The following is a 26081-nucleotide window of genomic DNA, read 5'->3' on the forward strand; positions in this document are numbered from 1 at the left end:
CTTCTAAGCAACTTTGCCGCCTCCCATCAGGTAGAGCAACGCCATCCGCACTGCAACGCCGCTAGTCACCTGCTGCGAAATCAAACTAAACTGGGGATCATCCATCAAATCAGAGCTAATTTCTACCCCCCGGTTGACCGGACCGGGATGAAGAACTTTGACCTCTGGCTTGCACCGCTTGAGACGATCGCGCGTGATGCCAAACTGCTGATGATATTCTCGCAAACTCGGTAGCAGATGACTGGTCATTCGCTCTTTTTGCAGCCGCAGCGTCATCACAAAATCAGCATCTTCAAGCGCTGGGTCAAGCGCCCAGTGTAGAAAAAGCTGGCGAGGCTTGGCAGCAGACTGATTATCTGAGTCTGTGACGTACTCAGCAAACCACTTGGGCAACAGCGTCGGCGGAGCCGCTAAATGAACTTCAGCCCCGCTTGCGGTCAGACTCCAAATGTTAGACCGGGCAACGCGAGAATGGAGAATATCACCCACGATCGCGATTTTTTTTCCCTCTAACAGCGACAGCGTTGGCTGCTCAGAATCTAACAGCGTACAGATGGTAAATAAGTCTAGAAGCGCCTGAGAAGGATGCTCGTGCTGACCGTCTCCCGCATTGAGAACCCCAACTCGAACCCCCAAACGGTCCATTTCGGCGGCGATCGCTTGCGGCACTCCCGCTTCTTTGTGACGAATCACCATCATGTCAGTGCCCATCGCTAGATACGTTTTTGCCGTGTCGAGAATCGTTTCTCCTTTCGACAGGGAAGACGTTCCGGCAGCAAAGTTAATCGTGTCGGCAGATAGGCGTTTGGCGGCTAGCTCAAAGCTGCTGCGAGTGCGAGTAGACGACTCAAAAAACAGATTGGCGACGACCTGCCCCTGTAGCGTGGGCACCTTCTTAGTCCGGCGCGACAGCACCTCTCGAAAGCTGCTAGCCGTCTGCAAAACGACATCATACTCAGCTTGAGAAAAGTCAGCGAGGGAGAGAATGTGGCGACGAGTCCAAACCATTGAAGGGGTGCGTGAGAGAACAACTCACCATTCATAACGCAAAACGATCGTCCCAACAACCCACGTCTAGATTTCCTCGAAAGAAGTATGCTTGTACTTATTCGACGATCGCTTGCATGACGCGCACTCCTTTTGATGCCTTCTCTAAACAGCTTTTAGAAGAATTTCTCTCGCCCTTCGGCACCGTTGAACTGAATCGAGAAATTGCTGGAGAATCTCGATTTGTGGATGTTTGGTTTTCGCCATCTGCTCCGCCCGATCGCAGTCTAGGTCTACTGGCACGCATCGCCGCAACGCCCTGCCTGATCGAACCTTATCGTAACGCACCTGGCTTTTCAGAGATCCGATCGTGCTTACTCAAGCTATTTCTCGTTCACTCTGACCAACAGCGCCAAGCTAGACGCGAAGATGCCTCGCTCTCAGAGGATAGACTTCCCCACCTGTGGATTTTGTCGCCCACTGCTTCAGAGATGTCTCTCAACAGTTTTGGTGCCATTCAATCTCTAGACTGGCTGTCCGGAATCTACTCGTTTCCTGCCGCTTTGAGAACCTCGATCGTGGTGATTCATCAGCTTCCTAAAACTCCAGACACCCTCTGGCTCAGGATTTTGGGAAGAGGCAAAACTCAGCAGCAAGCCGTTGAAGAAATTCTTGCACTGCCTGAAGATGACCCGCGCCGTTTCCAAACTTTAAACCTCTTAACAGCTTGGAGAATTACTATGAGAGTTGAAGACCTTGATGAGGACGATCGGATTTCATTTATGGCAATTAACCAAGCTTATTTACAGTGGGAACGAGAAACCGTCGAGCGCGGTAGACAAGAAGGCAGACAAGAAGGTACGCAAGCAGGACAACGCTTGGTCGTCGAGAACTTACTGAAAGCTCGGTTTGGTGAAGTAGATGCTCAACTCGCTGCTTTGATTTCTACGGTCCTGACATTCCCCGCTGAGGAATACACACCACTTCTACTACAACTGTCGCGAGAACAACTGCTAGAAAGGTTTCGGGGTTAATTTGGGTGAATGTTCATGATTTAAGTCGGCAGATGCAGAACATTTAAGCTGATCGTGATCAGGGTTAGGAACAGGATAAATCCGATCGTGTCTAGCATCGTCGTCACGAGAGGACCGCTAATCAAAGCCGGATCAAGTTTTAATTGCTTCAAAGCCATTGGAAGTAAGGTTCCTAGTGTCACTGCGATCACAGAATTTGCTGCCATAACTATTCCAGCGACATATCCGACCCAGCGGGTTTCGGGCGATGTCCAAATCAATGACAGCAAAACCATTGTGGTTCCTAGTGCTAGGGCAGTTCCCAAACCCGCCAATAATTCCCTGCGAAGAATTTTCATTGTATCTGCTGGAGTGACTTCACCTACGCCTAGCGATCGGATCGTCACCGTCAAAGCTTGGATGCCCACTGTTCCCCCGTGTTGGAGAACAGAGGCATGATCACGGCAAGAACAGGCACCATTGAAATCGTTTTTTGAAACGGCGCGATCGCGCTAGATGCCCCAATATAGAGCGCCATAACACCCACGAGCCAGGGCAGCCGATTCCGCAGCTTCTCTAGGGGATGAGAGAGCGACGATTCATCTCCGCCGCTGACCCCTGCCAGTTTTTGAATATCTTCGGTGGCTTCTTGTTCGAGAATATCTACCACGTCATCGACTGTGATAATCCCCACGAGACGCTCTTCACGATCGACGACAGGCACCGCAATCAAGTCATAGCGCTTCATCAGTTGCGCAACTTCTTCTTGCGGCATCTCGGTTTTGGCTTTAATCACTCGATCGCTGGCAATATCTTCAATCCGCACATCGGGAATCGAGAAGAGTAATTGCCGCAGAGAAACGACCTGTTTGAGCTTGCGATTATTGTCGGTTACATAGGCGTAGTAAACCGTTTTCTTATCTCGGTCAGCCAGCCGAATCTTGCTGAGTGCCTCGCCGACCGTTAAGCCCTGTCGCAGCCGGACATATTCGGTGGTCATCACCCGACCTGCGGTGCCCTCTGCATAGCCGAGAATCGTGGTGGTTGCCTGTCGTTCTTCGGGGCTGAGTTGTTGAACAAGTCGTTTAGCAATCCCGGCGGGAAGCTCGTCAAACAATTCGGCACGATCGTCGGGGCGCATCGATTCGACAATCTGACAGACCTGGACGTTATGCAACGACCCAATTAGGTCTTCTTGAATCTCTTGGGGCAGATATTCAAAAACGTCGGTTGCCTGGGTTTTGTTGAGCAGTCGAAACGCGATCGCTCGTTTTCAGGAGGAAGTTCGGTAACATAATCGCCCACGTCGATCGGGGGCATTTCGTTTAACTCGTGCTTAAGCTGATTGAGATCAGCAATCTCAGACAGGGAAGTGCGACTTTCCGGGATTAGCATGAAACCTCCTCAATCTCCCTCGCGCTGGAAGACTAAGGCTTCCGACGCTAAAGAAGTTTAATACTGTGGGGTAATGGACTTTGGTCCATGAACTTTAAAAAATGCAACATCAACATCCGCTTAGGGTGCTGCTAATTATATATTAACTGTGAAAAGGCACATTTCAGTCCTACAGGTTGCAGTTGAGCCTTTAGTTAAGAGGGCGATGTTAAAGCCCGCTCGACTCAGAGGATAAAGATCTGATACCTATTTAATTTTTGAATGTGACAGATCCAGTGTCGTAGCGAAATTGGCAAGACGTTCCACCGGAACGTCTCTACGGCATCGGGTCAATCAATTATCTGACGTATTCATGGATCAATTTGATATGAGTAATAGTCATGATTGCAAAGATGTGAGACAACTGGCGAGGAACCGTGTCATTACGGTTCCTCGGTGACTGCGGCAGCGACCAGCTCCGGCAGATACAGCCGATCCTCGCTGGCATCATATTCAAACAATTCAGCATAGCGCCCCCAATCAACCACCGTTGCAAACTGCCGTTCGGCTTCTTCGTGAGGATAATATTCATCCAGTAAATCTAGGAAGAAATCTGCCCGCATCGATCGACTACGCTTTTCTTGTAAAGTCTGCACAATACTGCTCAACATAGGCACATTCTGCAACGCCTGCTGACGGAACAAATCTTTACTTCGCAGAATCGTCGTCGTAGCAAAATCCTGCCCAATCTCAGTTAACTGAACATCGCCTTGAGACACTTCCGCAAAGCCTAGCAGCACAACCGAATCGAGAATCGGCAATAGGTCATCCACCTCTAGCTGAATGCGCTCTGCTAGTCGAGGAATGTCATCCTTGCCATCGGGTTGATCGATAATCAGTTCTAACAATCCGCTAATTCCGCCGACTCTAGCATGGGGCAATGCTTTAGCATAAGGCGATCTCGGTACAGGAGTTTCTGTAGGCGTTTTAGAGACAATCGCGGGTGCACTAGCGGTTACTTCCACTTCTGGGTTGGTCATGATGGTGTAGATGTAATCGACTAGGGCTTTGAACCGATCGCTAGTCCGATCGTGGGAGCGCGGCAGATCGATCACCACTTCCCCACGCACCTGCCCTGGATTAGAACCGAGAATAATCACGCGATCGGCAAGAAACACGCCTTCTTCAATATTGTGGGTCACAATCAAAATGCTTTTTGACGGAAACGTGCCTGCATTCCACAGGTCATCTATCTCACCCCGCAGGTTCTCGGAGGTCAGCACATCCAGGGCACTGAAAGGTTCATCCATAAGCAGCACCTGGGGTTCCAGCACAAAGGCTCGCGCAAAGCCTACTCGCTGCTTCATCCCACCCGATAGCTCCTTGGGATAGGCACTCTCAAAACCATCTAAGCCTACAAGGTCGATCGCCTTTAATGCCCGATGTCGGCGTTCATCTCGCGGCATCCCCTGAGCTTCTAGACCTAGCTCAACGTTTTCTTGCACAGTCAGCCAAGGCAGCAGGGCAAAACTTTGAAACACCATCGCCACATTTTTGTTTGCCCCATATAAGGGCTTTCCATTGCTAAACACTCGCCCCTGGCTAGGAGGAATCAAGCCTGCCATGATCCGCAACAAGGTACTTTTGCCGCTACCACTGCGTCCCAACAGGGCAACCACTTCACCCGCACGAACGGTCATATTAATGTCTCGCAAAACGTTAAACTCGCCTTTCCCATCTGGTAAGGGAAAGCTTTTGTGAACCTGTTTAACTGCAATGAGCGAATCGGGGGGCGTTTGCATAGTTGTCATCGTTACACGTCTCTTTACCGATGATATCTTGCACGTCTTTCTAGAGATGATATTTGGTCTCTGCCAGTCGATAGAGTCGCCGCCACAACAGACGATTGATCCCTACGACAAACAAGCTCATCATGCCGATGCCCAAGGTGATGCGAGGCCAGTCGCCAACGGCTGTAGCTTGGGCAATATAGGCTCCTAGCCCTGTTGCAATCAGGGTGCTTTGCCCCCAAGAGACAATCTCTGAAACAATGCTGGCGTTCCAGGCTCCGCCACTGGCAGTCACGCCGCCCGTCACCCAGGCAGAGAAAATACCGGGAATGATCAGTCTACGCCAGCGCTGCCAGCCTTGCAGTCCTACATCCATCGACATTTCACGCAGGTCAGTTGGAATGCCTTGAGCGCCCGCGATCGAGTTAAATAAGATATACCACTGACTACCCAAAGACATCAGCAAAATGCTGCCCCAGTTGATGCTGATATGGGTGTGAATGAAGAAGAGCGTGGCAAACGGGAAAATAAAGTTTGCTGGGAAAGATGCCAGAAACTGCACCACAGGCTGCAATAGCCGCGCCAGTTTTGGATTGAAGCCGATCGCTACGCCGATCGGTGTCCAGATTAGCGTGGCAAAAATCAATAGCACCGTTACCCGCAACAACGTCAGCAAGCCCAGCCCAAAGGTCGTCACCACTTCGTTGATGCCCACAGTCGTCAAGATGAAATGGATGGCAGTCACGACCAGCGCCCCTACGACAAACAGCAAAATCAAGCTGTAGAGGCGATCGTTTGGTTGCTCTGGTGCATCAGAACGTGGAGGAGAAGGAGGCGTGAGGGCAGACAACAGCCGATTGATCCTGTCTTGAATCGGAGTGAGAGCCTTCCCTAAGAGCCGAGGAATCCGAGCGGTTTGCAGCAGGTCATAGACCCAGGATTGCGGTGTATCGGCAGAGGCGCTTTGCTCTAAGCGAAACTTGTCTGACCAGGCAATTAAAGGTCTCCAAAACATTTGATCAACGAGCAGAATCACTACGGCGATCGTCAGCAGTGCCCAGCCCAAAGAGGGGAGATCTTCTTTGGCGATCGCGGCTGCTACGTATGATCCAATCCCCGGTAGCGTATAGTTCTGATTCAACACGCTGATGGCTTCACTCGCCGCCACAAAAAACCAGCCTCCACCGAAGCTCATCATTGCATTCCAGACCAGTCCAATCATGGCAGAAGGCACTTCAAGCTTGGTGAACCGCTGCCAACGCGACAGACGATAGAGCGTCATAGCTTCATCCAGTTCCTTAGGCACTGTCCGCAGTGATTGGTAAAACGAAAAGGTCATGTTCCAAACTTGGCTGGTAAACGTTGCAAAAATCGAGGCAGCTTCCAACCCCAGCAGACTACCTGGAAACAGGGCAATAAAGCCCGTCACCGTGATCGACAAAAAGCCTAGCACTGGCACAGACTGCAAAATATCTAGCAGTGGAATCATCACCCGTTCAGCACGACGGCTATTGGCAGCGACATAGCCATAAACGAGAGTGAATACTGTTGAACAAAGCAAAGCGATGAACATTCGCAGGGTCGATCGCCCTGCATAATACGGCAGATTGCGTGGATCGAGATCAATTCCTGGCATTACATCGGGTGGCTGAAAACTGACTAGCGTTCCTGCACCGATCCGGGCGATTAGGGCAAGGAGTACTAGCGTTCCCAGAATGACAGCAATATCTGCCAGCCCAAAGGGGAATCGTCGTAGAGCTTCAGGAGAGGGAAACGTTCGCTTTAGCATAGAAATAACGTTATAAAGTTTTTATGGCGCTTCCATCGATCAATACTCCGGACAAAATTTGAGCAGATTTTAAGGCTCAAACCCTTATTCTGCCGTGGACAAGATCTTTTTTTCCAAGTCAGAGGCAGAGCTAACTTTGAAAAAATAGCTCGATCCTTGAACCATAAACTCTGAAAGCCTTGTGGAACCGTTCAAAAAAATGTCCGGAGTATTGATCGATCATTCTATTGAGAAAACTCTTCGCGAAGGCGTTCAGTAGATTCAATTCAAAGTAAGCTGAAAACTGATGCAGACGCAAGGAGATCTACGACAGCTTACCAACTGGCTCGACTCTATCGGGTTACCGCTTCCAAAGCTGGTCATGCTAATCTACCCATCTTTAAAGAATGAACAGTTAGGTTTGCCAAAGCCTCTGGTAGAGCTAACTTCCACTCAAGCCGTCCACTGGTTCTGAGACCGTGGGATTCGATCACTTCTAGGACTTACGCACTGTACAAAATGGACATATTGTGAATCAACGCAAATACGTCGCTTCAGCCTTTTACATATCCCGCTCTTGGGGTTTAGATCAGGCAGAAAGGAACCGAAAAATCAAGCTCAAAGGGCTGGAAACCACACCTGCTATTTTGGATCTTCTGTCAATGCGTAAGTCCTAACTTCTATCTATATGGTTTTATTTCTGTTCTCTCTTGTTGCAGAGGTAGGATGCACGCCTTCGTTCGTCCCGAAGCCACAAACCTACAACGGTGGAGATGGCTTTCTTAATCAAAGATCCCACTTTTGTTAACGATGATAAAGCTCATAATCAGCGCTCAGAGGTATGTCTCTCCTCTCTTAAGCAAGAAGCCAAAAACCGGAAGAATGCACAAACTCTTTTTTTACGTCGTGCCGTTGACCGTTTCAGTAGTATTGAGTAGTTGCGGTACGGCTCCCTCTAATCTGCCTGTTGCATCGTCTCCAGAGACGAGTCCGACGGGCACACCTAGTCCCAGTTCATCGCCTGCTCCTAAAGAAAGCCCGTCTGCGGCATCTCGCACAAGCTCACCCGTTCAAACCTCTTCGGTAGTTTCTGCAAAGACAGTTCCTGTAAACGTTTATAAATTGGATAGCCAATGTCGAGACTTTGTGGCAGAAAAAACGGCAGTCTCGGCAAATCAACCGATCGCCGCAGCCGTGGGCAAGGTCTTAGAAAACGCGGATAGTGCCGACTTCAGCTTGTCTGGATATCGGGTGAATGTTGCCTCTGGTGTCGCAACCATTGATCTGCGAGTTGCGCCCGACTCAAAGCGCAAGTTGGTGTCTCTCTCAAGCTGCGAACAAATGGCGATTTTTGGCAGTCTTCGCAAAACTTTAACCAGCAATGCTCAATGGAAAATTAAATCAGTCCGGTTTACCGATCGAGGCAAAGAGGTGGTTCTTTAACCTTTTTTCGAGACTGCCGCACAATTTTTGACATACCATCGCCAAGGCGAATCGGCTCCTTGAGTTAGCCCGATGCGAGTCGTTTGAACGAACCCGATCGAGTCCTGCTCAATCTGCTCCTGAAATCGGGAACTTCGAGGCTCTAACCACAGAGGTTGTCCTGGTTGAAAGGGTTGGGCAGTCAGCGTGAGATCAATTTTGAACGCCCGACAGAGTTTGCCAGGACCTGCGGCAACGCGAGCTAACTTTTCATCTATACACCAAGGCGGCAGAGTGTCGAGTTGCAGCGCCCGAATCAATACAGCGCTGGGCACCCCGTCTCGATCGGTCACCACATTTAGACAGTGATATATCCCATAAATGAGATAGACATAGCTCATTCCCGCCGCGCCAAACATGATGCGGTTGCGATTGGTCTGTCGTCGATAGGCATGACACGCCGGGTCGCCCACCGTGTAAGCTTCGGTTTCAACAATCATGCCTCGAAGCGTTAGCCCATCGTCAAATTGGCGCACCAAAGTGCAGCCTAATAGATCAGGCGCGACTTCGAGAGACGATCGTGATAGCCACTCAGGTTGAATAAAAGATGAATCGATCGTCATTTTCAGTCTTTAGGAGAATCTGTCAAAAATCTTTGGTTTGCTAGGATCTGAGGATCTTTGCGGTAGTGTTGAGCTAGGAACTTCCGAGCAAAATGTGCCTCTAGCACGACTCAACTCTACAAAAACCATCATAGAAAGCTATAACCATTATGGATGTCAAACTTGTTTTACTGGTTCTCACTGGGGTTTTTACGATAGCCTGCCTGTTTTTTGGCACCCGTAACGGTTTTTATGACTCCGACAATTATCACGGTAATGGATCAGCACACTAGAGATTTCAAAGGTGTGAGGGGTGAATCGAGTGTTAAGAATCGCAAATCCCCTCCTACGATTAGCCATTCACTCAACTTAGGCTTCATAATTTTAGACAACAGAAAGTAGCCATCCAACGTGACTCAACTGGAATGTTTGCCCTATGGCGTTGGTCATGCCGATGAAGGAGTGTCTCTCCTAGTTCGCATGGGACCGTATCGGATCTTGCTGGACTGTGGCTTAAGAGACGTTTCACCTCTGAGTCAGCAACGCTCTGATTTGGCGTTTCCTGCTGATTTGGTGTTGTGCAGTCACGCTCATTCAGATCATGCACGAGGATTGCTATCGCTTCATCAAGCCTTTCCTAAACTGCCGATTTATGCCAGTGAAGTCACGACTCAGTTGCTTCCACTAAACTGGATTGGGGAGTCAGTGCCTCAGTTTTGCCATGCGTTGCCGTGGCGATCGCCCGTGGAATTTTGTGACGGGCTAACTGCTGAATTGTTTCCAGCAGGTCACTTGCCCGGAGCGGCTGTGATTTTGCTGACCTATACACCCCCTGGATCGGAGGGTCATCGCCCTTATCGGCTGATTTACACAGGCGATTTCTTTTTGTCGAATTCTCGGCTCGTCGAAGGGTTGCGGATTGAGGAATTGCGGGGATTAGAGCCAGATGTGCTGATTGTGGAAGGCAGTTATGGCACGGCTCGATATCCGCATCGGCGGCAGCAAGAAAACCAACTGATCGAGCGGATTAGTCACGCGATCGCCCAAGGGCAATCCGTTTTGCTGCCGTTGCCAACTCTCGGTTTGGGGCAAGAACTGCTGATGCTGCTGCGGAGCCATCATTTGTTTACGGGGCGGGATTTGACGATTTGGGTCGATGGAACGGTTGCCGCAGGCTGTGATGCCTACTTAGATTTGCTGCCTCATCTGCCCAGTTCTGTGCAGAATTTTGCGCGTCACCAACCGCTCTTTTGGGATGAGCGAGTGCGACCCCATGTGCGGCATTTGCAGCCCGATCGACGATCTTCAATCGAGTCTCCCTGCATTGTCTTAACAGATTTGACCGTTGACCTCAACGAGTTTTGTCACTCCGATTCTTCATGGCTGGTGCTGTTTCCTCAACAGAGCAGTCAGCTAGAAATCGACTCTCAAGAGCTTTCTTCGTTCCTTTCGGCTGAGTCTGTGCAGGTGAGTGTTGAATCTTATCTGTTGGCACAGCACTGCGATGGACCGAGTACGACGCAACTGATTCACAATTTGCGTCCTCAGCATGTGGTATTTGTGCATGGGTCGCCGACTTATCTGGCAGACTTAACGGGCTTAGAAGAACTGCACAACCGATATCATCTGCATTCACCCTTGATCGGAGCCTTGGTTGAGCTGCCGATCGGAGAAACCTTTCTGCAACCTGCCGCCCCAGACCACAGCTATGAAGGAGAGTTAGCCGAACTGGGAACGGTGGTAACGATTACGCTACCCGACGCAATTAGGGCTGATCCTCGCTGGCGCACTCTTGCAGACACCGGGCTGATCGAAGCCCGTTGGCAAGGAGAAGATCTCGTTTTGCGGGGGCTACATCAGCGAGAGTTATTGAGTCCGGGGGGCGATCGCTCACCCATTTCGGCAGACGGGACGCTGAAAGACTGCTGCTCAAATTGCCGTCACTGTCGAGGGCAACGCTGCTGGAATCCGAGTTCGCCGTTGTTTAACTTTAAAGTCACGCTGGATGGCTATTGTCCAGTGTTTGAGCCACTGATGATCTCGACAGAGGTTGAGGTGCGAGACGTTGAAGACGAGTCCGATCTATAACTTTCGTCATCAGCTTTCTCGAATGGAGGGAGCCGCTGCCAAGGTTTCTGCCCCTGATTTCACCTGCTCAATGTCGTAGTGTGACCACGAACGAATCGAGCCATGATGAGCAACGAGCAACCCCCACAACCCTTTGGCGGTCAGAATCGGCACGACTAGATTAGCGCGCACTTGCAGATTGCGAAGAAACTCACGGTGACAGGGCGCGATCACTTCGGTCTCAATGTCTGCGATCGCTCGAACTCGTCCTTCTAAATACATTCTGGCGTAGTCACCGTTAAAGCATTCATCCGGTCCAGTCGAGCCGTAGATAGAAAATCTGTCAGAACTCAAAGACTCAAAGGTGACTTGCCCTTTCCATTGGCGATAGAAATAATATAAAACCACTCGATCGACTTCAAGGGCATCACGAACTTGGTCAGCGGTCTGTTGGACTAAGTTATCTCGCTCGATATTGCCAGCGAGTCGATCGAGCACTCGTTGAAGATTGGGAGGATGAGTCAGTTGAGGAAGACGATCGGGATCTGAATCAGAATAAACTTGCACGGCTCTGAGCTTGAGATTTGGACAGCAGACAGCGAGTTTTATAGAACTTATTAAACGTTACTTAAATTCATACCAGTGAAAGCAAGCGCCTTCGATTTTTGACAGCAAAATTTAAGCTTGATGGACACTAGAGCAACCGGAATCATTAAACTTCTTGCAGTCTGAAGATGTCCTCATTCCCCAGCCTAAGCTTGAGAGAAGGGGAGCCAGATTTCAAAGTCCCTCTTCCAAATGTGGGAGAGGGATTTAGGGTGAGGGCAGAGACTTTTGCAAGAGGTCTATCGCACTAATGCTCTAGGTTTAAACTTCACGAAGAGAATCAGCAATCCCAATCCGATCGCGAGTCCGAGCGCTGTCATCACAAGGGCAGACTGACCTATCTGACGAATAGCGATCGCCACCAATGCCCAAATAATCACCGACGGGAACGCAACATCGCGATATCGAAGCGTGATGACTGCGGCGATCGCGGCGCTGACTGCTGACAAGATCACGGTCCAGATCGCTGGAGAAATTCCGCCACCCGTCCAGCCAGAATCATAGAAAGCGGACGCAATATTCACCACAGATGCGACGGTAATCCACCCAAAATAAACGCTGATGGGAATTTGAATCAGCCATTTCTCAGTGCGAGAAATACGATCGTCCACCTTTCTAAGCTGCAAAAATGCTGCGACTAGCGACAACAAAATGCCAATCATTATCACAACTGAGAGCCAAAATAGCCGTCCTTGAAAGGCAAACACCCAGAGGATTTGCAGGAGAGACGCGGCGATGATGGGCGATCGCACTTTTTGCAGCCGAACGTTCTCTCGCTGAGCCGGGGCGACTTGATAGATGCCAAAGGCGATCAGCCCTAAATAAATCACGCCCCAAATCGCAAACGCATAGTTGGCAGGAGTCACCAAAACCCCACCAAAAAGCGTATTTGAAATTGCGCCGATGCTCAGCCCATTGAGCGGGAAGAAATTAGAGAGGGCATTCACCGCGATCGCGCCCAAAATCGCCGCGATTGTCGCAATTTGGTGACTAGAGACTGATTGAGGAGAGCGATCGGAGCGCTGCATAGATGCCTATCCTTGAGTGACTCTCTTCAGGGTAACGGGAATATCAGCGCTCTATCTCTGTCTGACTTCAGGTTTTTGGATTTCTAAGCAGACATCTGCATCCAATCATCCATATCCTCGAATGAGCCGCATCCGGTCACGTCCATTAAGGTTTGCAAAGTGGCTAAGTCACGCTTTTCCCACTCGTCAAAGATGGCTTTTCGATCGTCGGTTGGCGGATGATAGCGATAAACCCGAACTCCGCCGCGTCGCCCGTCAGGAGCCTGATCGCGTCCGGTGCAGGTGAGCTTGATGCCAATTTTGCCGAGCAGCGCCTGCACGATCGCCATCGGTGCCAGTTTTTCGGTAATGGTGACGTTGAATAGAGTTTTGATGTCGTCTTTATATTGCATTGCAAATGAGACAATGTGCTGCACTTCGGGATCGGTAGCGCGGATCTTTTCGTCAAGTTTAAACACGTCGAGAAGTTTGAGCGATCGCAGCGCTTCGACTTGGGCGGTTAGCAACCGTAAATCTTGAACGGCGACTTTGCCATTTCCTCGATCCAAGTGTCCTTGAAGCTCTTGCATGTCATGCAGTTGCACAAAGTTGGGATCGTGAGTCAAATAATAATGTAGACGCAGTTGAGAATACCAACCTTCGTCATCTTTGAGTTTGACTTCTGGCGTAATTTCAACTGAGTATCGGCGTTGCAGTTCGTGTTTGCGTTTACTGTTGCGTTTGCGTGTCGTTTGTGATGATTGACCGTTGAGTTGGTCGTATTCTGAGAGACTCAATTCAGCAGAAGTTGAAATCGCGATCGCTTCTGCTTTTTGATTTTGAGTTCTAATTTTTGTAATCGCCTGCACGACTTGCTCAGTGGTTTGTGAGGTGTGTCGCCAGTCTAGAAATTCAAATCCAGGAACTTGTAGCGAGCCATTTTTGAGTAGATACAGCATTTCTTCAGTGACCGCAGTTTGGGTAAAAATCTTGGTCGCATCGTCAGTAACCGTCGTCACTTGATGACCTTCCATCAATAAGCCGTTGCGAAGTTCTTTGCGATAGCTCCAGAGTGAGGCGTTGACTCGTGCCGCCATTTTTGCCCAAGTGCGAAGCGCGATCGGGTCGCTCTGTTCGTCCAAATCAAAGTCCACTTCTTTTAAGAGAGAAATGTTGTATTTGACGGCTTTGGTCATCGATTGCGCCACGTCTCGATAGTTGCAGCTTCCGTTGCCAATCTTGACCGGGCTGAAGTGCGCGCCCCACACAAACCGGGGCACTGATTCGCGCACTCGTGCCAACGCCTGACGCGATTCTGAGTCGGGCGTGACTCCCTGAAAGATGCCAAACACGGCTTTAAAGTGTCCGCGAACGTCGATCGAGACTCCGGTTCCAATGGTCGGAGTTGACAGCACAATATCGTAGTCGGGAATAATTTGATTCAGCCGATCGACGACTCGAAACGCCGGATGTTCGGGATCGGCAACACTTTCACTATCGATTCTCAAAATGCGCTTATCTGGAAAGCGTGACTTTAAATAAGTCTCTAAGTTTTTAGAACTCCATTTGCCTTTAACTTTTTGAGAATCGACACAAACAAACACGGCTCCGGTTTTAATCACGTCTTCCATTCGAGCGACGAGCGGAGCGGGATTTTTGGTGTCATAGAGTGACACATCCCAACCCAGTTCGGGCTTCCATTGGTTGGTGACGAGCCAGGGCGCGATCGGGAATTCTGCCAGTCCTTTTAGATAGTCCAAACTGACATCCGACAAATCAGCATCTTGGGCGATTAATAATCCTTGTGTCGAGAGAACGATTTGCACCAATTCTCTCAATGTCTCTAGAATTCTGACTCGCTGGTGATAGCACGTCGAACTGTTGAGCGCGTGCCAAAGCACCTGTTCGACCTCATCGAGAATGACGATCGCGCCCTCCCAATCTTCGGGGTTAAATCGCGCTTTTGATCCGGGATGCAGCGAGTCAATACACAAGCCATAGCCATACATCCCTTGAGTTTCAGACTCTTGAACATCTTCGATCCAGTCCAGGTTTAAGCTGTTACAGATTGCTTTACCCAACTGAATCCGATGCGTAATCACTAAGACTCTTCGCCCGTCCGATCGAGCGGATTTGATCAAATTTTGCAGCGCCGTTGTCTTACCCGTCCCTTTCGGACTTTTGACTCCGACTAAACCAGACGTTGGATAAGGCAAATCTCCCAAATAGGGCTGATTGAGCGCGATCGTTGGCGCATAAGTCAAAGACCACAGCCGAGAAGCTTGCCAAAATTCCAGCGTGATCGCAGACTCGTGGATTTCTTCAAACGCCTCTTGTCCGCAAGCGATGACGAAATCGTCCACTCCTTTTTGAGGTCCCGGCAGCGCGATAATTTTGACTTCACAGCCTGCACGGGTCAGCAGTTGACCGAGCCGAGACGTTGCCAGCAAAATGTTTTGAATCGTCTTTGGTTTCGTCTCATAGTCAAAGCAGATATGCACCGATCGCCCTTCTGTCGCAAAGTGTGCCAACTCTGCAATCAGTTGCCGAGTATCTCTGCGATAGCCGCTAAAAATTCCGGGTAGCGCGATCGCCGCATATCCCAAACTCAGCAAACATCCCGCTTTTTTCTCACCCTCAGTCAAAACCAGCGGCAGATTATTCTCCCAAACCCACTGCCAGAAAGATTTTTTATCCTCAAGTTCTGTAGGGATTGCGACCTGGTAGCGACCGGCAACGCGCCGCCAAATCGACTCAGGCACATCCAACAGCACGAGCCGGCTAGACCCCTTGCCCAAACTGGGACTGAGATACTTAGCAGGCTTGCGCTTCGCCCGATCGAACACAGGTGTATCAGCATCTGGCTTAAACCGCCCCCATTCCATGCGCTGCCAGTCGCTAAACGGGTCAATGCCGCTCACCCACCAGCCCCGCACATTTGCCCGCGCCTCTTGCCCAAAGCGCGTCACGCTCCAGTGCAGATGCTCGGCGATTGGGTAAGAAACCTCGTGGCTAAAGGGATCGACCGCCGTGTCATGCAACGTCTGCACATTCAAGCGAATGAGGTCTTGATCGACTCCACTTTCAAGCCATTCTTGTTCATGCTCAACGGCAAGCTCAGAGGTCGTTGGAGCCGAATTCGAAGGTTGCCAAAATGAAGACGACTCTAGCATTGAGTCGCCACAACTGATACAATTTGTCAGCATAAGAATCGATTCCCAGCAAAATGTTGGGATCACAAGGTTGCATTCAGACCCCTTTAGCAGACTGTGGTAGGGACGCTAGAGGGATTTTGCTTGTCTAGATAGCATCCGGTGGTAGGTCGGAGTCAGTCTGAGTGGTAGGTCAGGCTACATCTAGCAAAGCAGGGTTTGTCGTCACACCACAGATAGTAGTTTGATCAACCGCCGTGGTGTGAATGAGACATTAACACTGAAGATTTGACAACTCAAGAGGCATTCACAACCCATACGCGCAAGTTACAGGCAAATTCTACGCGCAAGTTACAGGTAAAAGCCGGACGCGGGAGTAACGGAATCAAGGGTTGTTCTGACGCAGGAGTTACAGGCGAGAGGTGGACGCTAGAGTTACAGGACAAAGGATGGAACGCTTGATGAAACAGATTTCTGTTTGCTTAGAGTGATGTCTGAGTGATGGACTAAACGCGACGCTAAAGTTACAGGATTGAGGACCTCCTCTACGCTAAAGTTACAGGTAACAGGTAGACGCTAGAGTGACGGGTTAGCGAACGAAAAACATACGCGGGCGTTATAGAATCAGAGCGAAAGTACTACCTAGATGCAGGGTGTCACCCAAACTCTCAGATCTCACACCGCTATAGGTAGCGTCTAATTGCTGGACAAAATGGAAACCTTAATGCAGGATATGAACGGTTAGCCGTTTGTGGTTGCTGGCAAGACCCTATCAGTGGGTAACCACAAACCTGAGTCACCGTCCTTTTATTCACGATCGATGAAAAAATTAGAGGCAACGTTCCCTGTAGACGGGCAACTCTTGATGGTGTTGCCCAGGGCTGCCGCATCTCTCAAAAACCCAGATTTGCAACTGCCGATCTTGCGGTCTGACGCAGACGGTTATTATCTTGAAGTGCGCGTCGAAGCAGACCCGCGAGAAAACAGTGAACTCACCCTAATTCGACGGGTGCCGCTCGAAAATCTCTCTGCCGAAGAGTGGGAAGATCTCAAAGTCGAATATGCCAAACTTGACTGGAGCGTTTGTGCCAACAAGGGCATTAGCAAAGGGTTAGAAAAGATCCAGGATCGCAAAACTCAGCGATTATTTGTGGCGTTGATGACGTTTCTCAACCCTCGCCAAGTCTCGATCGTTCTCTATCTCTACAAACTCGCCTCTCAGCAAAACAATGGCGCGATCGTCACATTCCGATCGAATGATTTGCTAGAAATTTTGGGCTACACTCGCACGAGAGATGGCGGCTTTGCCTCGAAGCTGCGATCGCAGCTCAACTGCGATTTGGTCTCCCTTCATCGCACCGAATTAGTGCTTGCTCAATCGTTTAGAAAGGGCACTCAAAATATGGGTGCCAAAGTCATGATCAAAAGCGTGCTGCGAATCAAAGACTACGAGATTGACAACGTGCCTCGCGATTTTGATCTCAGCAAAGCCGCTGACTACACCTATGAATTAGCCGACGCTTACACGATTTCTTTAGAATTTTTTGACGGTCCATCCCGCACGGGAGATTCTGTCTTATTCGCAAACAATATTGACATCACTCAAAAGTTGGGCAGCAATGCCAAAAGTGATTATAAAACTAAGCTCTTGATCTACTTAGCCAGCCGCATGAAATGGGACATTCTTCAAGAGGGTCAATATGTTGTTATTTCCAAACAATATCTCTTTAAGAACTTAGATTTATTAGGCAGCAATTCTTCTCGAAATAATCAAATTTTTTGGCGCACTGTCGAAGAATTAAAGCAGGAAGGCTACATTTTAGGCGCACAAGAATTGCCTGGTAAAAACAAGATTGTGAGCGTACAGTTTCAAATTAATCCAGCAAAGTTGAAATGCAGTTAAATTAAATAGTACTGACTTTGCAGGAAGTCAGAGATTTGAAGCACTCAAAAACAAGATTTAATCAACCAAAGTGGCAGAAGTTTCTAGGCAGCTAATATTTTTGCTGATCGCGATCGCTTATCAACTGATATCCAGAATCCTTGAAGATAAAACCATAAATCCTCCCGGAACAGTCATTAAACTAGATGGGCGTAGATTTCACTGCTGGTGGAAAGGGAAGGGCGATATAACCATTGTGCTCGATCACAGTTTAGGTGGGCTAGATGGCTATTTCTTAATCGAAGAACTCTCTAAAATATCACGGGTTTTTATCTACGATCGTCCCGGCTATGGATGGAGTCAGCCCAGCCCAAAGCCTCGAACCAGCCAGCAAATTGTGAATGAATTGGATGCCTTGCTGACAATGGCTAACATCGAGCCACCTTACCTTTTAATTGGCGATTCTTTTGGGTCTTATAATATGCGTCTCTATGCCCATCAGTTTCCCCAAAAAGTGGTTGGCATAGTGCTGACTGATGGACTCCACGAAGATTTGATGCTCAAAATGCCCGTCTTTCTCAAACTCGTCAAAGCATTCCTGACGCTCTCTTTTGGGCTAGCACAAATCGGAGCCTTTCTAGGAATCATTCGCCTCTGTGGAGCGATCGGACTTTTTTATCTTCTTAAGCCCACGTTGCGAAATTTTTCGACCGCCGCCCTCAAGCCTGTGATGAGATCGTTCTACCGCTCAAATCACTGGGCAGCGATGAGTCGAGAAATGCGTTCACTCAACACTAGCAGTCGCCAGCTTCAGCAAGCGCAAAACCTGGGCAATCTCCCGATCGTCAGCATTCAAGCCAAACACTTTCTCAAACCTTCACTGGGACTGTTTTCGTTTCCGATTCCCTTTGCCGATCGCCTGAGAGACCAGATGCAATCTAAACTGAGCAAGCTCTCCACTGACGTTTCGCAGATCTCCGCCGATCGGAGCAGTCATTTTGTCTGGGTAGACCAACCCGAAGTCATTCTCGAAGCGGTGCAACGACTTCTTTTTAAGTTCAACAATCAAGCTTAACTATTCACTCCCTTCCCGTTACCGAGTCGTCATTATCCTTAGAACTCAAACCCCTCCCCAGCGTTATGTGTTAGCATCACTGCAAATATTGTCTTAAGTGATTGAGCAATGGGCAAGGTTCTGGTGCTTAATGCCTCCTACGAACCGCTCAACATAACCAGTTGGCGACGAGCGGTCGTTTTGTTGATCAAGGGTAAAGCAGAGCAGGTCGAACATAACGGTAAATACGTTTATTCAGGGTTTCCGTTGCCAACGGTGATCCGGCTGCGTCACTATGTCCGCGTTCCCTACAAAGAAATTCCTCTAACTCGGAAGAACCTGCTGCATCGAGACAGTCACTCATGCCAATATTGTGGCTATTCTGGAGATGAACTGACGTTAGATCATGTGATTCCTCGATCGCGCGGCGGCGGCGACTCTTGGGAAAATATTGTGACTGCCTGTGTGCGCTGCAACGTCAAGAAAGGCAGTCGCACCCCCAAAGAGGCGAATATGCCGCTTCAACATCCACCTCGTAAGCCTTACAGCAGTCTCTACTTTGAAGTCACCAAACACGTCAAAAACGGCGTGAACCAAGAGTGGCGCAAATATGTCATTGGTATCTAACCCCTTGCCTTTTTGGTTTGGGGTTTTTGATTAATTTATGAGATGCACAGAGTTTGGTCTGCCTTGAGGGAGAAACCTGATCAGACTTCACCGTTTTATGAGTTTTTTTGCGAAGATCAAGGAAGTGATCGCCTCAAGCGGTTAAAGATTCATTCCAAACTGGCAGAAATGCCAAACCAGGTCAGCGTCCTGGGCTTCTCCGTTGTGTCACACTCAACTATGCAATCTGATTCGAGTTCATCGCTTAACACCTTACTGACCACAATGGAACCAGACTCTCTCGCGTTAAGTGCGAGTTCGACGGTTGGATATCCGACTCTTGAGCCTGCTGTCAAAGCGGCAAATGGAATGGGATACGCCAGTGAGTATCGGGGTCGCTTTCCCTACGACGCGGCTCGATCGCCCGAACAAGAGCAAAAAATCGATGGGTTTCGGCAAACGCTAGAACGGCATCGCGGCGATCGTCAAGTTGTGATTTTGCAAGACTTTCCCGATCCCGATGCGCTCTCTTCCGCGTGGACTTATAAACTTATCGCCCAAAAATATGATATTCAGTGCGATATCGTCTATGCAGGAACGCTCAGTCACCAAGAAAATATTGCGCTCGTCAAGCTCACCGGGTTGCCGCTTCAACGCTGGACGGTGCAGTCGCTGAAGACGAAAGATCTGTCTCTCTATAAAGGCTGCGTGTTCATCGACAATCAGGGAACCACGAGCCAGCTATTTGCATCGATGCGGCAGGCTGGAGTGCCGATCGCGGTTGTCATCGACCATCACAGTATGCAAGAGGACATGAAGGCGGAATTTATCGATATCCGTCCTCACACTCGTGCGACCGCTACGATATTGACGCAATACCTACAGTCTGGGCTGCTAAAGCTCGACAATAATCTGACTGAACACGTCAAATGTGCGACTTCGCTGATGCACGGGTTGCGATCAGACACCAACCGTCTGATGCAGGCTCAAGAAGAAGATTTCTTAGCAGCCGCCTATCTGAGTCGATTTTATGACGCTCAGTTGCTTAACGCGGTGCTGCAATCGGCTCGATCGAAGCAAGTCATGGACGTGATCGAGCGATCGCTCAAAAATCGCACGATTCACAACAACTTCTCGATCGCGGGTGTGGGCTATCTGCGCTATGACGATCGCGACGCGATCCCCCAAGCCGCCGATTTCTTAGTCACTGAAGAAAATGTCCATACCGCCGTCGTTTATGGCATCGTTCACGATGAAGATGAAGAACTAGAGGTAGTCGTCGGTTCGCTCAGAACGAATAAGCTTACCCTTGATCCCGACGAGTTTATCAAAGAAGCTTTTGGGCAAGACGCTCAAGGGCGCTTTTTTGGCGGCGGACGACTGCAGGCAGGCGGGTTCGAGATTCCGATGGGCTTTTTGTCTGGCTTTACCGAAAACAGCGATTACGCCAAGATGAAGTGGAGCGTTCATGATGCCCAAGTCAAACAAAAACTGCTGCACTTGGTCAATCCTGAGCAAAACTATCCCAAAGGCGTGAATTAAATCATCCGTGAAAAGGGTAGAACGGAAGGGAGAGCGTTCTACCCTTTTTTATGGCAACTTTTAATCTGTATTTGATCCGTCACGGCTTGGCAGGGCAGCACGGCGACTATGACAACGATGCCGATCGTCCTTTAACCGATGAAGGCAAGCGCAAAACTCAGCAAGTCGCTCAACGATTGGCTGAGTTGGACTTGAAGTTTGATCTAATCTTGACGAGTCCTTTAGTTCGGGCAAAGCAAACGGCTGCCATTCTCAAAGACGCTGGGCTAACCAAACATCTCGAAGACGCTGCCTATCTCGCTCCGGGTGGCAACATTCAAGACTGGGTGAATTGGCTAGAAGGCTGGAAAGAATCTGAAAAGTCGCTCGCACTGGTGGGTCATGAGCCAGATTTGAGTGCTTGGGCTGAGATTTTGATCTGGGGTGAATCTCAAGGAAAATTCACTTTAAAAAAAGCGGGCGCGATCGGGCTAACTCTTCCTCTATCCGGGTCGCCCATCTCAAACAGCCAGCTATTTTGGCTCACTCTCCCTCGATTTTTCATCGCTTAAAAACTCTTCACGAAATTTAGAACTGATGTCACAGCAGACTCCGGTAGAATTATTTATATTAAGTGTTCTAAGTAATTCTTAAATCCAAGATGATCTCTTTGCCCTCACACCATTCACCTTTGTCATCAGAGGTTCAAGGCATCTTGGCTCCGCACGGAATTGGGTATCGGATCAAACTGCTCTCCCAGCTATCAGGGCGCAAATTTCAAGAACGTCTTGATCCCTTTGGGTTAACGCCCTTTCACTGGGTTGTGCTTTGCTGTCTCTGGCAAGAAGACGGACTGGCAACGTCTGTGCTGGGCGATCGACTACAGCAAGTGGGCGGCACTCTCACCGGGGTGCTCGATCGCATGGCAGAGCGCAATTTGATTCGCCGTACACGAGATGCTCACGATCGGCGGGTTTGGCGGATTTGGCTCACTGATGAGGGTCGCAAATTGCAGGATACCTTGCCCCCGATCGCGATCGAACTGCGGGAAGTCGCTTTGCAAGGCATCTCCTATGCTGATCGAGATCGGCTGTCTCAACTCCTCGATCGGATGCTGATTAACAGGCAGCGATTTACGCTTCCCATCTCTGAAAAGTCGCTAGGCTCGATCGAATTAGACGTGACCGAATCGAGGCGAGGCTGGCAAGAGATTTTGGCTCCCTATAGCTTGGGCTATCGCATCAAACTATTAGCTCAACTGCTGACCCGCACTTTTCAAGAGAATTTAGAGCCGATCGGGTTAACGCCATTTCATTGGATTGTGCTCTGCTGTCTCTGGCAAGAAGACGGGCTAGCAACCTCAAATATTAGCGATCAGCTTCAGCAAGTAGGCGGCACGTTAACGGGAGTGCTCGATCGCATGGCAGAACGAAATCTAATTCGCCGCGAACGAGACTCTCACGATCGCCGCGTTTGGCGAATCTGGCTGACCGATGCAGGACAAGAACTCAGCCAAGTGCTGCCGCCGATCGCCCTTAAAGTCATGCAAGAAACCATGCAGGGAATTTCTGCATCCGAGCAAGAGCAGTTTTCACAGTGGATCAACGAGTCGAGCGAGAATCTCACTTAGGATCGTGAATTAAATAAGCTGTAAAACTTGTAGGCAGCTTCTGCCCTCCTCACGAAGGGTTGGCGAGAGCAGAAAATTGCACCTTAATGAATCCACGTTCCTTAACGACCCGCTAAGTCTCCGATAATTTTGGGTTTGAGCTTTTCAAACTCCCCTTTGAGAACCTCTTTGCTGAGAGCGGGGTTTCCAATCGACCTCCAATTCTGGCTGTCTACAGTCCACGTTTGAAGTTGAGAGAGTTGAGAATCATTGAGCGCCATCGGCATCACATAGGCACAGTGCTGCGGGTCTTCGAGGGCGAAAAACAAAACGTGATATTGCTTACGCTCGACCAACAGGCGGATAATTTGCTGCCCTTGAGCCGACTTTAAATCTAGATAGCAACGCAGCCAACGCGGATCTGCTTCTTTATGGTGAAGCTGGTTATAAAGGGCAGTCATCCACAGCAGCATTGGGTGTGGAGACATGCAGCACAAAAAGTTTTTATAGAGTTTGTTATAAAGCTTGCCTAACTGAAGGTTTTCGATCTCCTGCTGGTGCAGCATCACCCAGACGGTTGCGATTTCTTCTCGCCTAGTTTTCAACACATGAGGAAAGACAATCTGAGCGATGGGCTTATCTTGAGGCCAAGTCGTCAGTTGACACGCTTCATCGGGTGAAAGCGCTTCAGGATCTCGCGCTGGAGCTGCCACTGGTCGCCTTAGCAACGCTTCCCCAATGCGGTGACTGATTTGACGAGTCGCGTTATAGCGTTGCTCTAATGGTTCTAGTGCTCTTAACACTTCGCCCACGGTCTGCGGACGATCGTTGGCTGATTTTGCCAGACAGCTCATCACCAGGCTCTCTAAAACTTTGGGAACCTTTAAATCAGGATTGACCGCTTCAAAACTGCGCGGCACCTGGAAGTGATGAGTTTTATACCAACTGCCGAAGGAATGGGTTTCCGCTTGCAGCGGCATCTTGCCCGTGAGCATCTCAAACAGCATCACCCCCAGACTATAGATGTCCGATCGAGAATCTAGCTCTTTTCCCTCCATCTGCTCAGGAGACGAATAGGCGAGAGTGCCCATAAATGAACTGGTCTGATTAGCATCGGCTTGCAGAATTTTGGCAATGCCAAAGTCTAAAATCTTAACCAGCTCACCCCAGCTAGGGTCTTGGCTGACGAGAATATTACTGGGCTTGACATCGCGATGGATGATTGGATAAACCGAGCCATCGATCGCGATTCCTTGATGGGCGCACTGAAGCCCCTGGCAAATCTGACGGGCAGTGCTGAGAAACCTGGGTAGCGGCAGGTTTTGAGTCGTGATCACTTCGCTGAGGCTGTGACCCTGCAAATATTCCATCACATAAAAGGGCACCCCCTCGTCGTTGACTCCATAGTCCATCACGCGAATGATGTGCATACTCTTGGTGCTGAGCAGCGCAGAGGTGCGAGCTTCACTGCGAAAGCGATCGCGCATTCTCGGAGTCAGCAAAGTCTGTGCTAAAAACTTGACAGCGACGATGACTCCGCCCAGCAACACATCTTCAGCTCGATAAACCTGCCCCATTGCGCCGCGACCTATCAACTCCATTAGCCGATAGCGATTGGTCAATAGGGATTCGCTTTTAGAGTCTGCCATTGAAGGTGAACGATTCTGCACAGGGGGAAGGGGAATGCTAGGTTTGCCCGCCAAACTTAGTCTGCTACTCTATTGTAGAGTTTAAGTTTTCAATCAATCAGACTAAATTAGTCGTAAAGAATGATACCGATTGGTAGCTTCAATTATGGACACTTTAAACCCTAAAGTAACGAGAGACGGCTACTCTAGCTGTCGTTCTAGGGTTGCTTCCATTGCGCTGGTTAAGTAGTGCCCTGAGAGAATGCCGCTTGAAAGATAGTATTTATTATCGTCGAGGCGCACCATCGTCTCAAAGCCACTGCGGCGTTGACGATCGCCTAGCACCCAATAGCGCTGCACGATCGAGTCAGGGGCGACCCATCCTTCTCCTTCGACGCGACCCAATAGACTGTGTTGCAGCACAAAGCTGTAGCGGCGCTCTCCAGAGTCTAATCGCCCCTTGTATTGAAAGCTAATTTCTTCTCGATCGGTGTTGGGAAAAACCAGTTTTGTCACCATTGTAAACCAGTCATCGCGGCTCCAAGCGACCAGTATTTTGCCTTTGACGGTGATGGGCAAGCCGTGACGTTCTAACCAGCTTCCGTGAAGGGTCCACCGTCCTGGTTCTATTAAAAAGGTGTGGGTCACAGTGCCATTCCTTGCGTCATTGAGACCAACTAGATGGCTGGCAGATTTTGGGGTCTAGTGAGATTATGCCCAAAGGCGAGCCAGCGGCTCTAATGGCACTTTATGCTATCACGCGGGAGTTTTTGTGAGCGTAGTTGATTTCCCCTAAAAGTGCCGCTTTTGATGCACCCGTAGCCTCAGGGGAGTTACCAGGAATCTTGCGATGTCTCCAGTAGGCTAACACTGCAAAGGCGATCGCTTCTTTAAAGTCTGCATTTAAACCTACTTCATCAGTGGTCATTGCAGGAATATTACTGAGTAGGTTCTGTATTCTTTGTTTTAAGTATAGGTTGCGACTGCCGCCACCGCAGAGCAGAACTTGGTCGGGCATCTGAGGCAGAAACGATCGGTAACTGTGAACGATCGACGCAGCCGTCAGTTCTGTTAAAGTCGCCAACATATCGGCAGAACTGAGCCGATAAGCAACGGCATCCGCAAGACAGGTTTGCAGATAGTCCGATCCAAAATGCTCTCGCCCCGTGGATTTGGGAGGCAGTTGTTGGAAAAAGTCTTGCTGAAGCCAGCGATCGACCAAAGCTTGACACGGCTGCCCGGTGGCTGCCCAAGCGCCGTTTTGGTCATAGGTTTTTGACCCATTCGAGAACTGCTGAACGGCGAGATCGAGCAGCACGTTTCCAGGTCCGGTGTCCCAGCCGAGAATCTTTTGGGAGTGAGGCGCGGAGGTTGCGGGCAGATAAGCTAGGTTGCCGATGCCGCCAATGTTTTGAACACAGCGACTGTAGATGGGATGGCTCAGTAGGGCGGCATCAACGGGCGGAACGAGTGGGGCACCTTGCCCTCCGATCGCGATGTCTGCAACTCGAAAATTGCTGACGGTTGTGATATCTGTTTTATCGGCGATCGTGGCACCTCGACCTAACTGAAGGCTATATCCTAATTGAGCCTCCATCCTTCCGTTCTCATCTTTTTCTCTCGGTCTGTGATAAACGGTCTGCCCGTGAGAGCCAATCAACTCCGCGATCGGGTGCCCAGTTTGAATCGATAATGCGGCTTGAGAAAATTGAGCGGCGATCGCGTCATCCAACTCCGCAAAGTCTGCCATTGACAGAGCCGCCCCGCTACAGACCGAAAGGATTTTTTCTCTCAGGTTAGGGGGATAGGGATAGGTTTCTCCTGCCAAAAGCTGAACGGTGAGATCGTGGACGGTGCCTGAGATTTCAACCAGAGCCGCATCGATTCCATCGACAGAAGTGCCGCTGATTAGACCAATTACCCGCATCGATTGTTGTCTCCTTGCTTGAATGCTAGTGCGATTTTTGGCGTTGCTGAATAGAACTATGAATGA

At 49.6% G+C, this 26081-nt stretch carries 22 protein-coding genes; 9 read left to right on the forward strand and 13 right to left on the reverse strand.

The annotated features are described in order from the left end of the window. Nucleotides 1-3: 3 nt before the first annotated feature. Nucleotides 4-1008: an aspartate carbamoyltransferase catalytic subunit gene (locus tag A8707_RS14205; RefSeq protein ID WP_068817905.1), complete on the reverse strand. Its 1005-nt coding sequence runs from the start codon at nucleotides 1006-1008 to the stop codon at nucleotides 4-6. Between the two features lie 11 nt (nucleotides 1009-1019). On the opposite strand from A8707_RS14205, the gene A8707_RS14210 reads away from it, so the two are divergent. Further along, entirely contained in the window at nucleotides 1020-2021 is a 1002-nt protein-coding gene (locus A8707_RS14210) for an RpnC/YadD family protein (RefSeq protein ID WP_231948072.1), read from the forward strand. 20 nt (nucleotides 2022-2041) lie between these two features. Here A8707_RS14210 and A8707_RS29720 read toward each other — a convergent pair whose 3' ends face one another. The 5 genes from A8707_RS29720 to A8707_RS14225 form a co-directional block, all read right to left on the reverse strand. Next, nucleotides 2042-2428: a magnesium transporter gene (locus A8707_RS29720; RefSeq protein WP_231948073.1), complete on the reverse strand. Its 387-nt coding sequence runs from the start codon at nucleotides 2426-2428 to the stop codon at nucleotides 2042-2044. After that, nucleotides 2410-3264: a magnesium transporter gene (mgtE, locus tag A8707_RS29725; RefSeq protein WP_331711721.1), complete on the reverse strand. Its 855-nt coding sequence runs from the start codon at nucleotides 3262-3264 to the stop codon at nucleotides 2410-2412. Before mgtE ends, A8707_RS29720 begins: the two co-directional genes overlap by 19 nt. Continuing rightward, nucleotides 3186-3395 (reverse strand): hypothetical protein, encoded by a 210-nt coding sequence (locus A8707_RS29730; protein ID WP_231948074.1) that lies wholly within the window; start codon nucleotides 3393-3395, stop codon nucleotides 3186-3188. The genes mgtE and A8707_RS29730 overlap by 79 nt, the downstream gene beginning before the upstream one ends. A gap of 422 nt (nucleotides 3396-3817) precedes the next feature. Then, nucleotides 3818-5185: an ABC transporter ATP-binding protein gene (locus A8707_RS14220; protein ID WP_068817907.1), complete on the reverse strand. Its 1368-nt coding sequence runs from the start codon at nucleotides 5183-5185 to the stop codon at nucleotides 3818-3820. 40 nt (nucleotides 5186-5225) lie between these two features. Next, the gene (locus tag A8707_RS14225) at nucleotides 5226-6953 is read right to left on the reverse strand and encodes an ABC transporter permease (protein WP_068817908.1); all 1728 of its coding nucleotides are present in this window, start codon (nucleotides 6951-6953) and stop codon (nucleotides 5226-5228) included. 861 nt (nucleotides 6954-7814) lie between these two features. Between A8707_RS14225 and A8707_RS14230 the strand changes: the two genes are divergently transcribed. Further along, on the forward strand, nucleotides 7815-8375 hold the full coding sequence (locus tag A8707_RS14230; protein WP_068817909.1) for a hypothetical protein: 561 nt from the start codon (nucleotides 7815-7817) through the stop codon (nucleotides 8373-8375). Here the strand turns inward: A8707_RS14230 and A8707_RS14235 are convergent. Next, nucleotides 8372-8977 (reverse strand): DNA-3-methyladenine glycosylase, encoded by a 606-nt coding sequence (locus tag A8707_RS14235; protein WP_068817910.1) that lies wholly within the window; start codon nucleotides 8975-8977, stop codon nucleotides 8372-8374. The two genes, A8707_RS14230 and A8707_RS14235, sit on opposite strands and share 4 nt — an antisense overlap. Before the next feature lie 390 nt (nucleotides 8978-9367). On the opposite strand from A8707_RS14235, the gene A8707_RS14240 reads away from it, so the two are divergent. Continuing rightward, nucleotides 9368-11044, forward strand: a complete 1677-nt coding sequence (locus tag A8707_RS14240) for an MBL fold metallo-hydrolase (RefSeq protein WP_068817911.1) — start codon at nucleotides 9368-9370, stop codon at nucleotides 11042-11044. Nucleotides 11045-11053: 9 nt separating this feature from the next. On the opposite strand, the gene A8707_RS14245 is transcribed toward A8707_RS14240, so the two are convergent. From A8707_RS14245 to A8707_RS14255, 3 genes are all read right to left on the reverse strand, one after another. After that, the gene (locus A8707_RS14245; RefSeq protein ID WP_068817912.1) at nucleotides 11054-11590 is read right to left on the reverse strand and encodes a GAF domain-containing protein; all 537 of its coding nucleotides are present in this window, start codon (nucleotides 11588-11590) and stop codon (nucleotides 11054-11056) included. Between the two features lie 278 nt (nucleotides 11591-11868). Beyond that, entirely contained in the window at nucleotides 11869-12657 is a 789-nt protein-coding gene (locus A8707_RS14250) for a tryptophan-rich sensory protein (RefSeq protein WP_068817913.1), read from the reverse strand. 83 nt (nucleotides 12658-12740) lie between these two features. Continuing rightward, the gene (locus A8707_RS14255; protein ID WP_231948075.1) at nucleotides 12741-15842 is read right to left on the reverse strand and encodes a plasmid replication protein, CyRepA1 family; all 3102 of its coding nucleotides are present in this window, start codon (nucleotides 15840-15842) and stop codon (nucleotides 12741-12743) included. Nucleotides 15843-16608: 766 nt separating this feature from the next. Here A8707_RS14255 and A8707_RS14260 point away from each other — a divergent pair. The 6 genes from A8707_RS14260 (at nucleotide 16609) to A8707_RS29735 (ending at nucleotide 22481) form a co-directional block, all read left to right on the forward strand. Then, nucleotides 16609-17691, forward strand: coding sequence for a hypothetical protein (locus tag A8707_RS14260; RefSeq protein ID WP_068817915.1), 1083 nt, complete (start codon nucleotides 16609-16611; stop codon nucleotides 17689-17691). 70 nt (nucleotides 17692-17761) lie between these two features. After that, the gene (locus A8707_RS14265; protein ID WP_068817916.1) at nucleotides 17762-18745 is read left to right on the forward strand and encodes an alpha/beta fold hydrolase; all 984 of its coding nucleotides are present in this window, start codon (nucleotides 17762-17764) and stop codon (nucleotides 18743-18745) included. Nucleotides 18746-18853: 108 nt separating this feature from the next. Continuing rightward, nucleotides 18854-19351 (forward strand): HNH endonuclease, encoded by a 498-nt coding sequence (locus A8707_RS14270; RefSeq protein WP_068817917.1) that lies wholly within the window; start codon nucleotides 18854-18856, stop codon nucleotides 19349-19351. Between the two features lie 264 nt (nucleotides 19352-19615). Then, nucleotides 19616-20872 carry a DHH family phosphoesterase gene (locus tag A8707_RS14275; protein WP_231948076.1) on the forward strand — a complete coding sequence of 419 codons (1257 nt, stop codon included), beginning with the start codon at nucleotides 19616-19618 and terminating at the stop codon, nucleotides 20870-20872. A gap of 50 nt (nucleotides 20873-20922) precedes the next feature. Beyond that, the gene (gene sixA / locus A8707_RS14280) at nucleotides 20923-21423 is read left to right on the forward strand and encodes a phosphohistidine phosphatase SixA (RefSeq protein WP_068817918.1); all 501 of its coding nucleotides are present in this window, start codon (nucleotides 20923-20925) and stop codon (nucleotides 21421-21423) included. 119 nt (nucleotides 21424-21542) lie between these two features. Continuing rightward, a complete protein-coding gene (locus tag A8707_RS29735; RefSeq protein WP_231948077.1) occupies nucleotides 21543-22481 on the forward strand; it encodes a MarR family winged helix-turn-helix transcriptional regulator in 939 nt (312 codons plus the stop codon). 101 nt (nucleotides 22482-22582) lie between these two features. On the opposite strand, the gene A8707_RS14290 is transcribed toward A8707_RS29735, so the two are convergent. The 3 genes from A8707_RS14290 to A8707_RS14300 form a co-directional block, all read right to left on the reverse strand. Then, nucleotides 22583-24109, reverse strand: a complete 1527-nt coding sequence (locus A8707_RS14290) for a serine/threonine protein kinase (protein WP_068817919.1) — start codon at nucleotides 24107-24109, stop codon at nucleotides 22583-22585. A gap of 180 nt (nucleotides 24110-24289) precedes the next feature. Continuing rightward, nucleotides 24290-24736 (reverse strand): hypothetical protein, encoded by a 447-nt coding sequence (locus tag A8707_RS14295; protein WP_068817920.1) that lies wholly within the window; start codon nucleotides 24734-24736, stop codon nucleotides 24290-24292. A gap of 100 nt (nucleotides 24737-24836) precedes the next feature. Further along, nucleotides 24837-26075, reverse strand: coding sequence for an anhydro-N-acetylmuramic acid kinase (locus tag A8707_RS14300; protein WP_331711722.1), 1239 nt, complete (start codon nucleotides 26073-26075; stop codon nucleotides 24837-24839). Between the last annotated feature and the right edge of the window lie 6 nt (nucleotides 26076-26081).

This window comes from Phormidesmis priestleyi BC1401 (assembly GCF_001650195.1).
GTDB classification, from domain to species: Bacteria; Cyanobacteriota; Cyanobacteriia; order Leptolyngbyales; family Leptolyngbyaceae; genus Phormidesmis_A; species Phormidesmis_A priestleyi_B.

Coding starts and splice junctions, on each gene's coding strand:
- A8707_RS14255 (WP_231948075.1), bottom strand. CDS start 15,842: ATGCTGACAAATTGTATCAGTTGTGGCGACTCAATGCTAGAGTCGTCT.
- A8707_RS14225 (WP_068817908.1), bottom strand. CDS start 6,953: ATGCTAAAGCGAACGTTTCCCTCTCCTGAAGCTCTACGACGATTCCCC.
- A8707_RS14260 (WP_068817915.1), top strand. CDS start 16,609: ATGAAAAAATTAGAGGCAACGTTCCCTGTAGACGGGCAACTCTTGATG.
- sixA (WP_068817918.1), top strand. CDS start 20,923: ATGGCAACTTTTAATCTGTATTTGATCCGTCACGGCTTGGCAGGGCAG.
- A8707_RS14235 (WP_068817910.1), bottom strand. CDS start 8,977: ATGACGATCGATTCATCTTTTATTCAACCTGAGTGGCTATCACGATCG.
- A8707_RS29730 (WP_231948074.1), bottom strand. CDS start 3,395: ATGCTAATCCCGGAAAGTCGCACTTCCCTGTCTGAGATTGCTGATCTC.
- A8707_RS14205 (WP_068817905.1), bottom strand. CDS start 1,008: ATGGTTTGGACTCGTCGCCACATTCTCTCCCTCGCTGACTTTTCTCAA.
- A8707_RS14230 (WP_068817909.1), top strand. CDS start 7,815: ATGCACAAACTCTTTTTTTACGTCGTGCCGTTGACCGTTTCAGTAGTA.
- A8707_RS14290 (WP_068817919.1), bottom strand. CDS start 24,109: ATGGCAGACTCTAAAAGCGAATCCCTATTGACCAATCGCTATCGGCTA.
- A8707_RS14220 (WP_068817907.1), bottom strand. CDS start 5,185: ATGACAACTATGCAAACGCCCCCCGATTCGCTCATTGCAGTTAAACAG.
- A8707_RS14270 (WP_068817917.1), top strand. CDS start 18,854: ATGGGCAAGGTTCTGGTGCTTAATGCCTCCTACGAACCGCTCAACATA.
- A8707_RS14250 (WP_068817913.1), bottom strand. CDS start 12,657: ATGCAGCGCTCCGATCGCTCTCCTCAATCAGTCTCTAGTCACCAAATT.
- A8707_RS14275 (WP_231948076.1), top strand. CDS start 19,616: ATGGAACCAGACTCTCTCGCGTTAAGTGCGAGTTCGACGGTTGGATAT.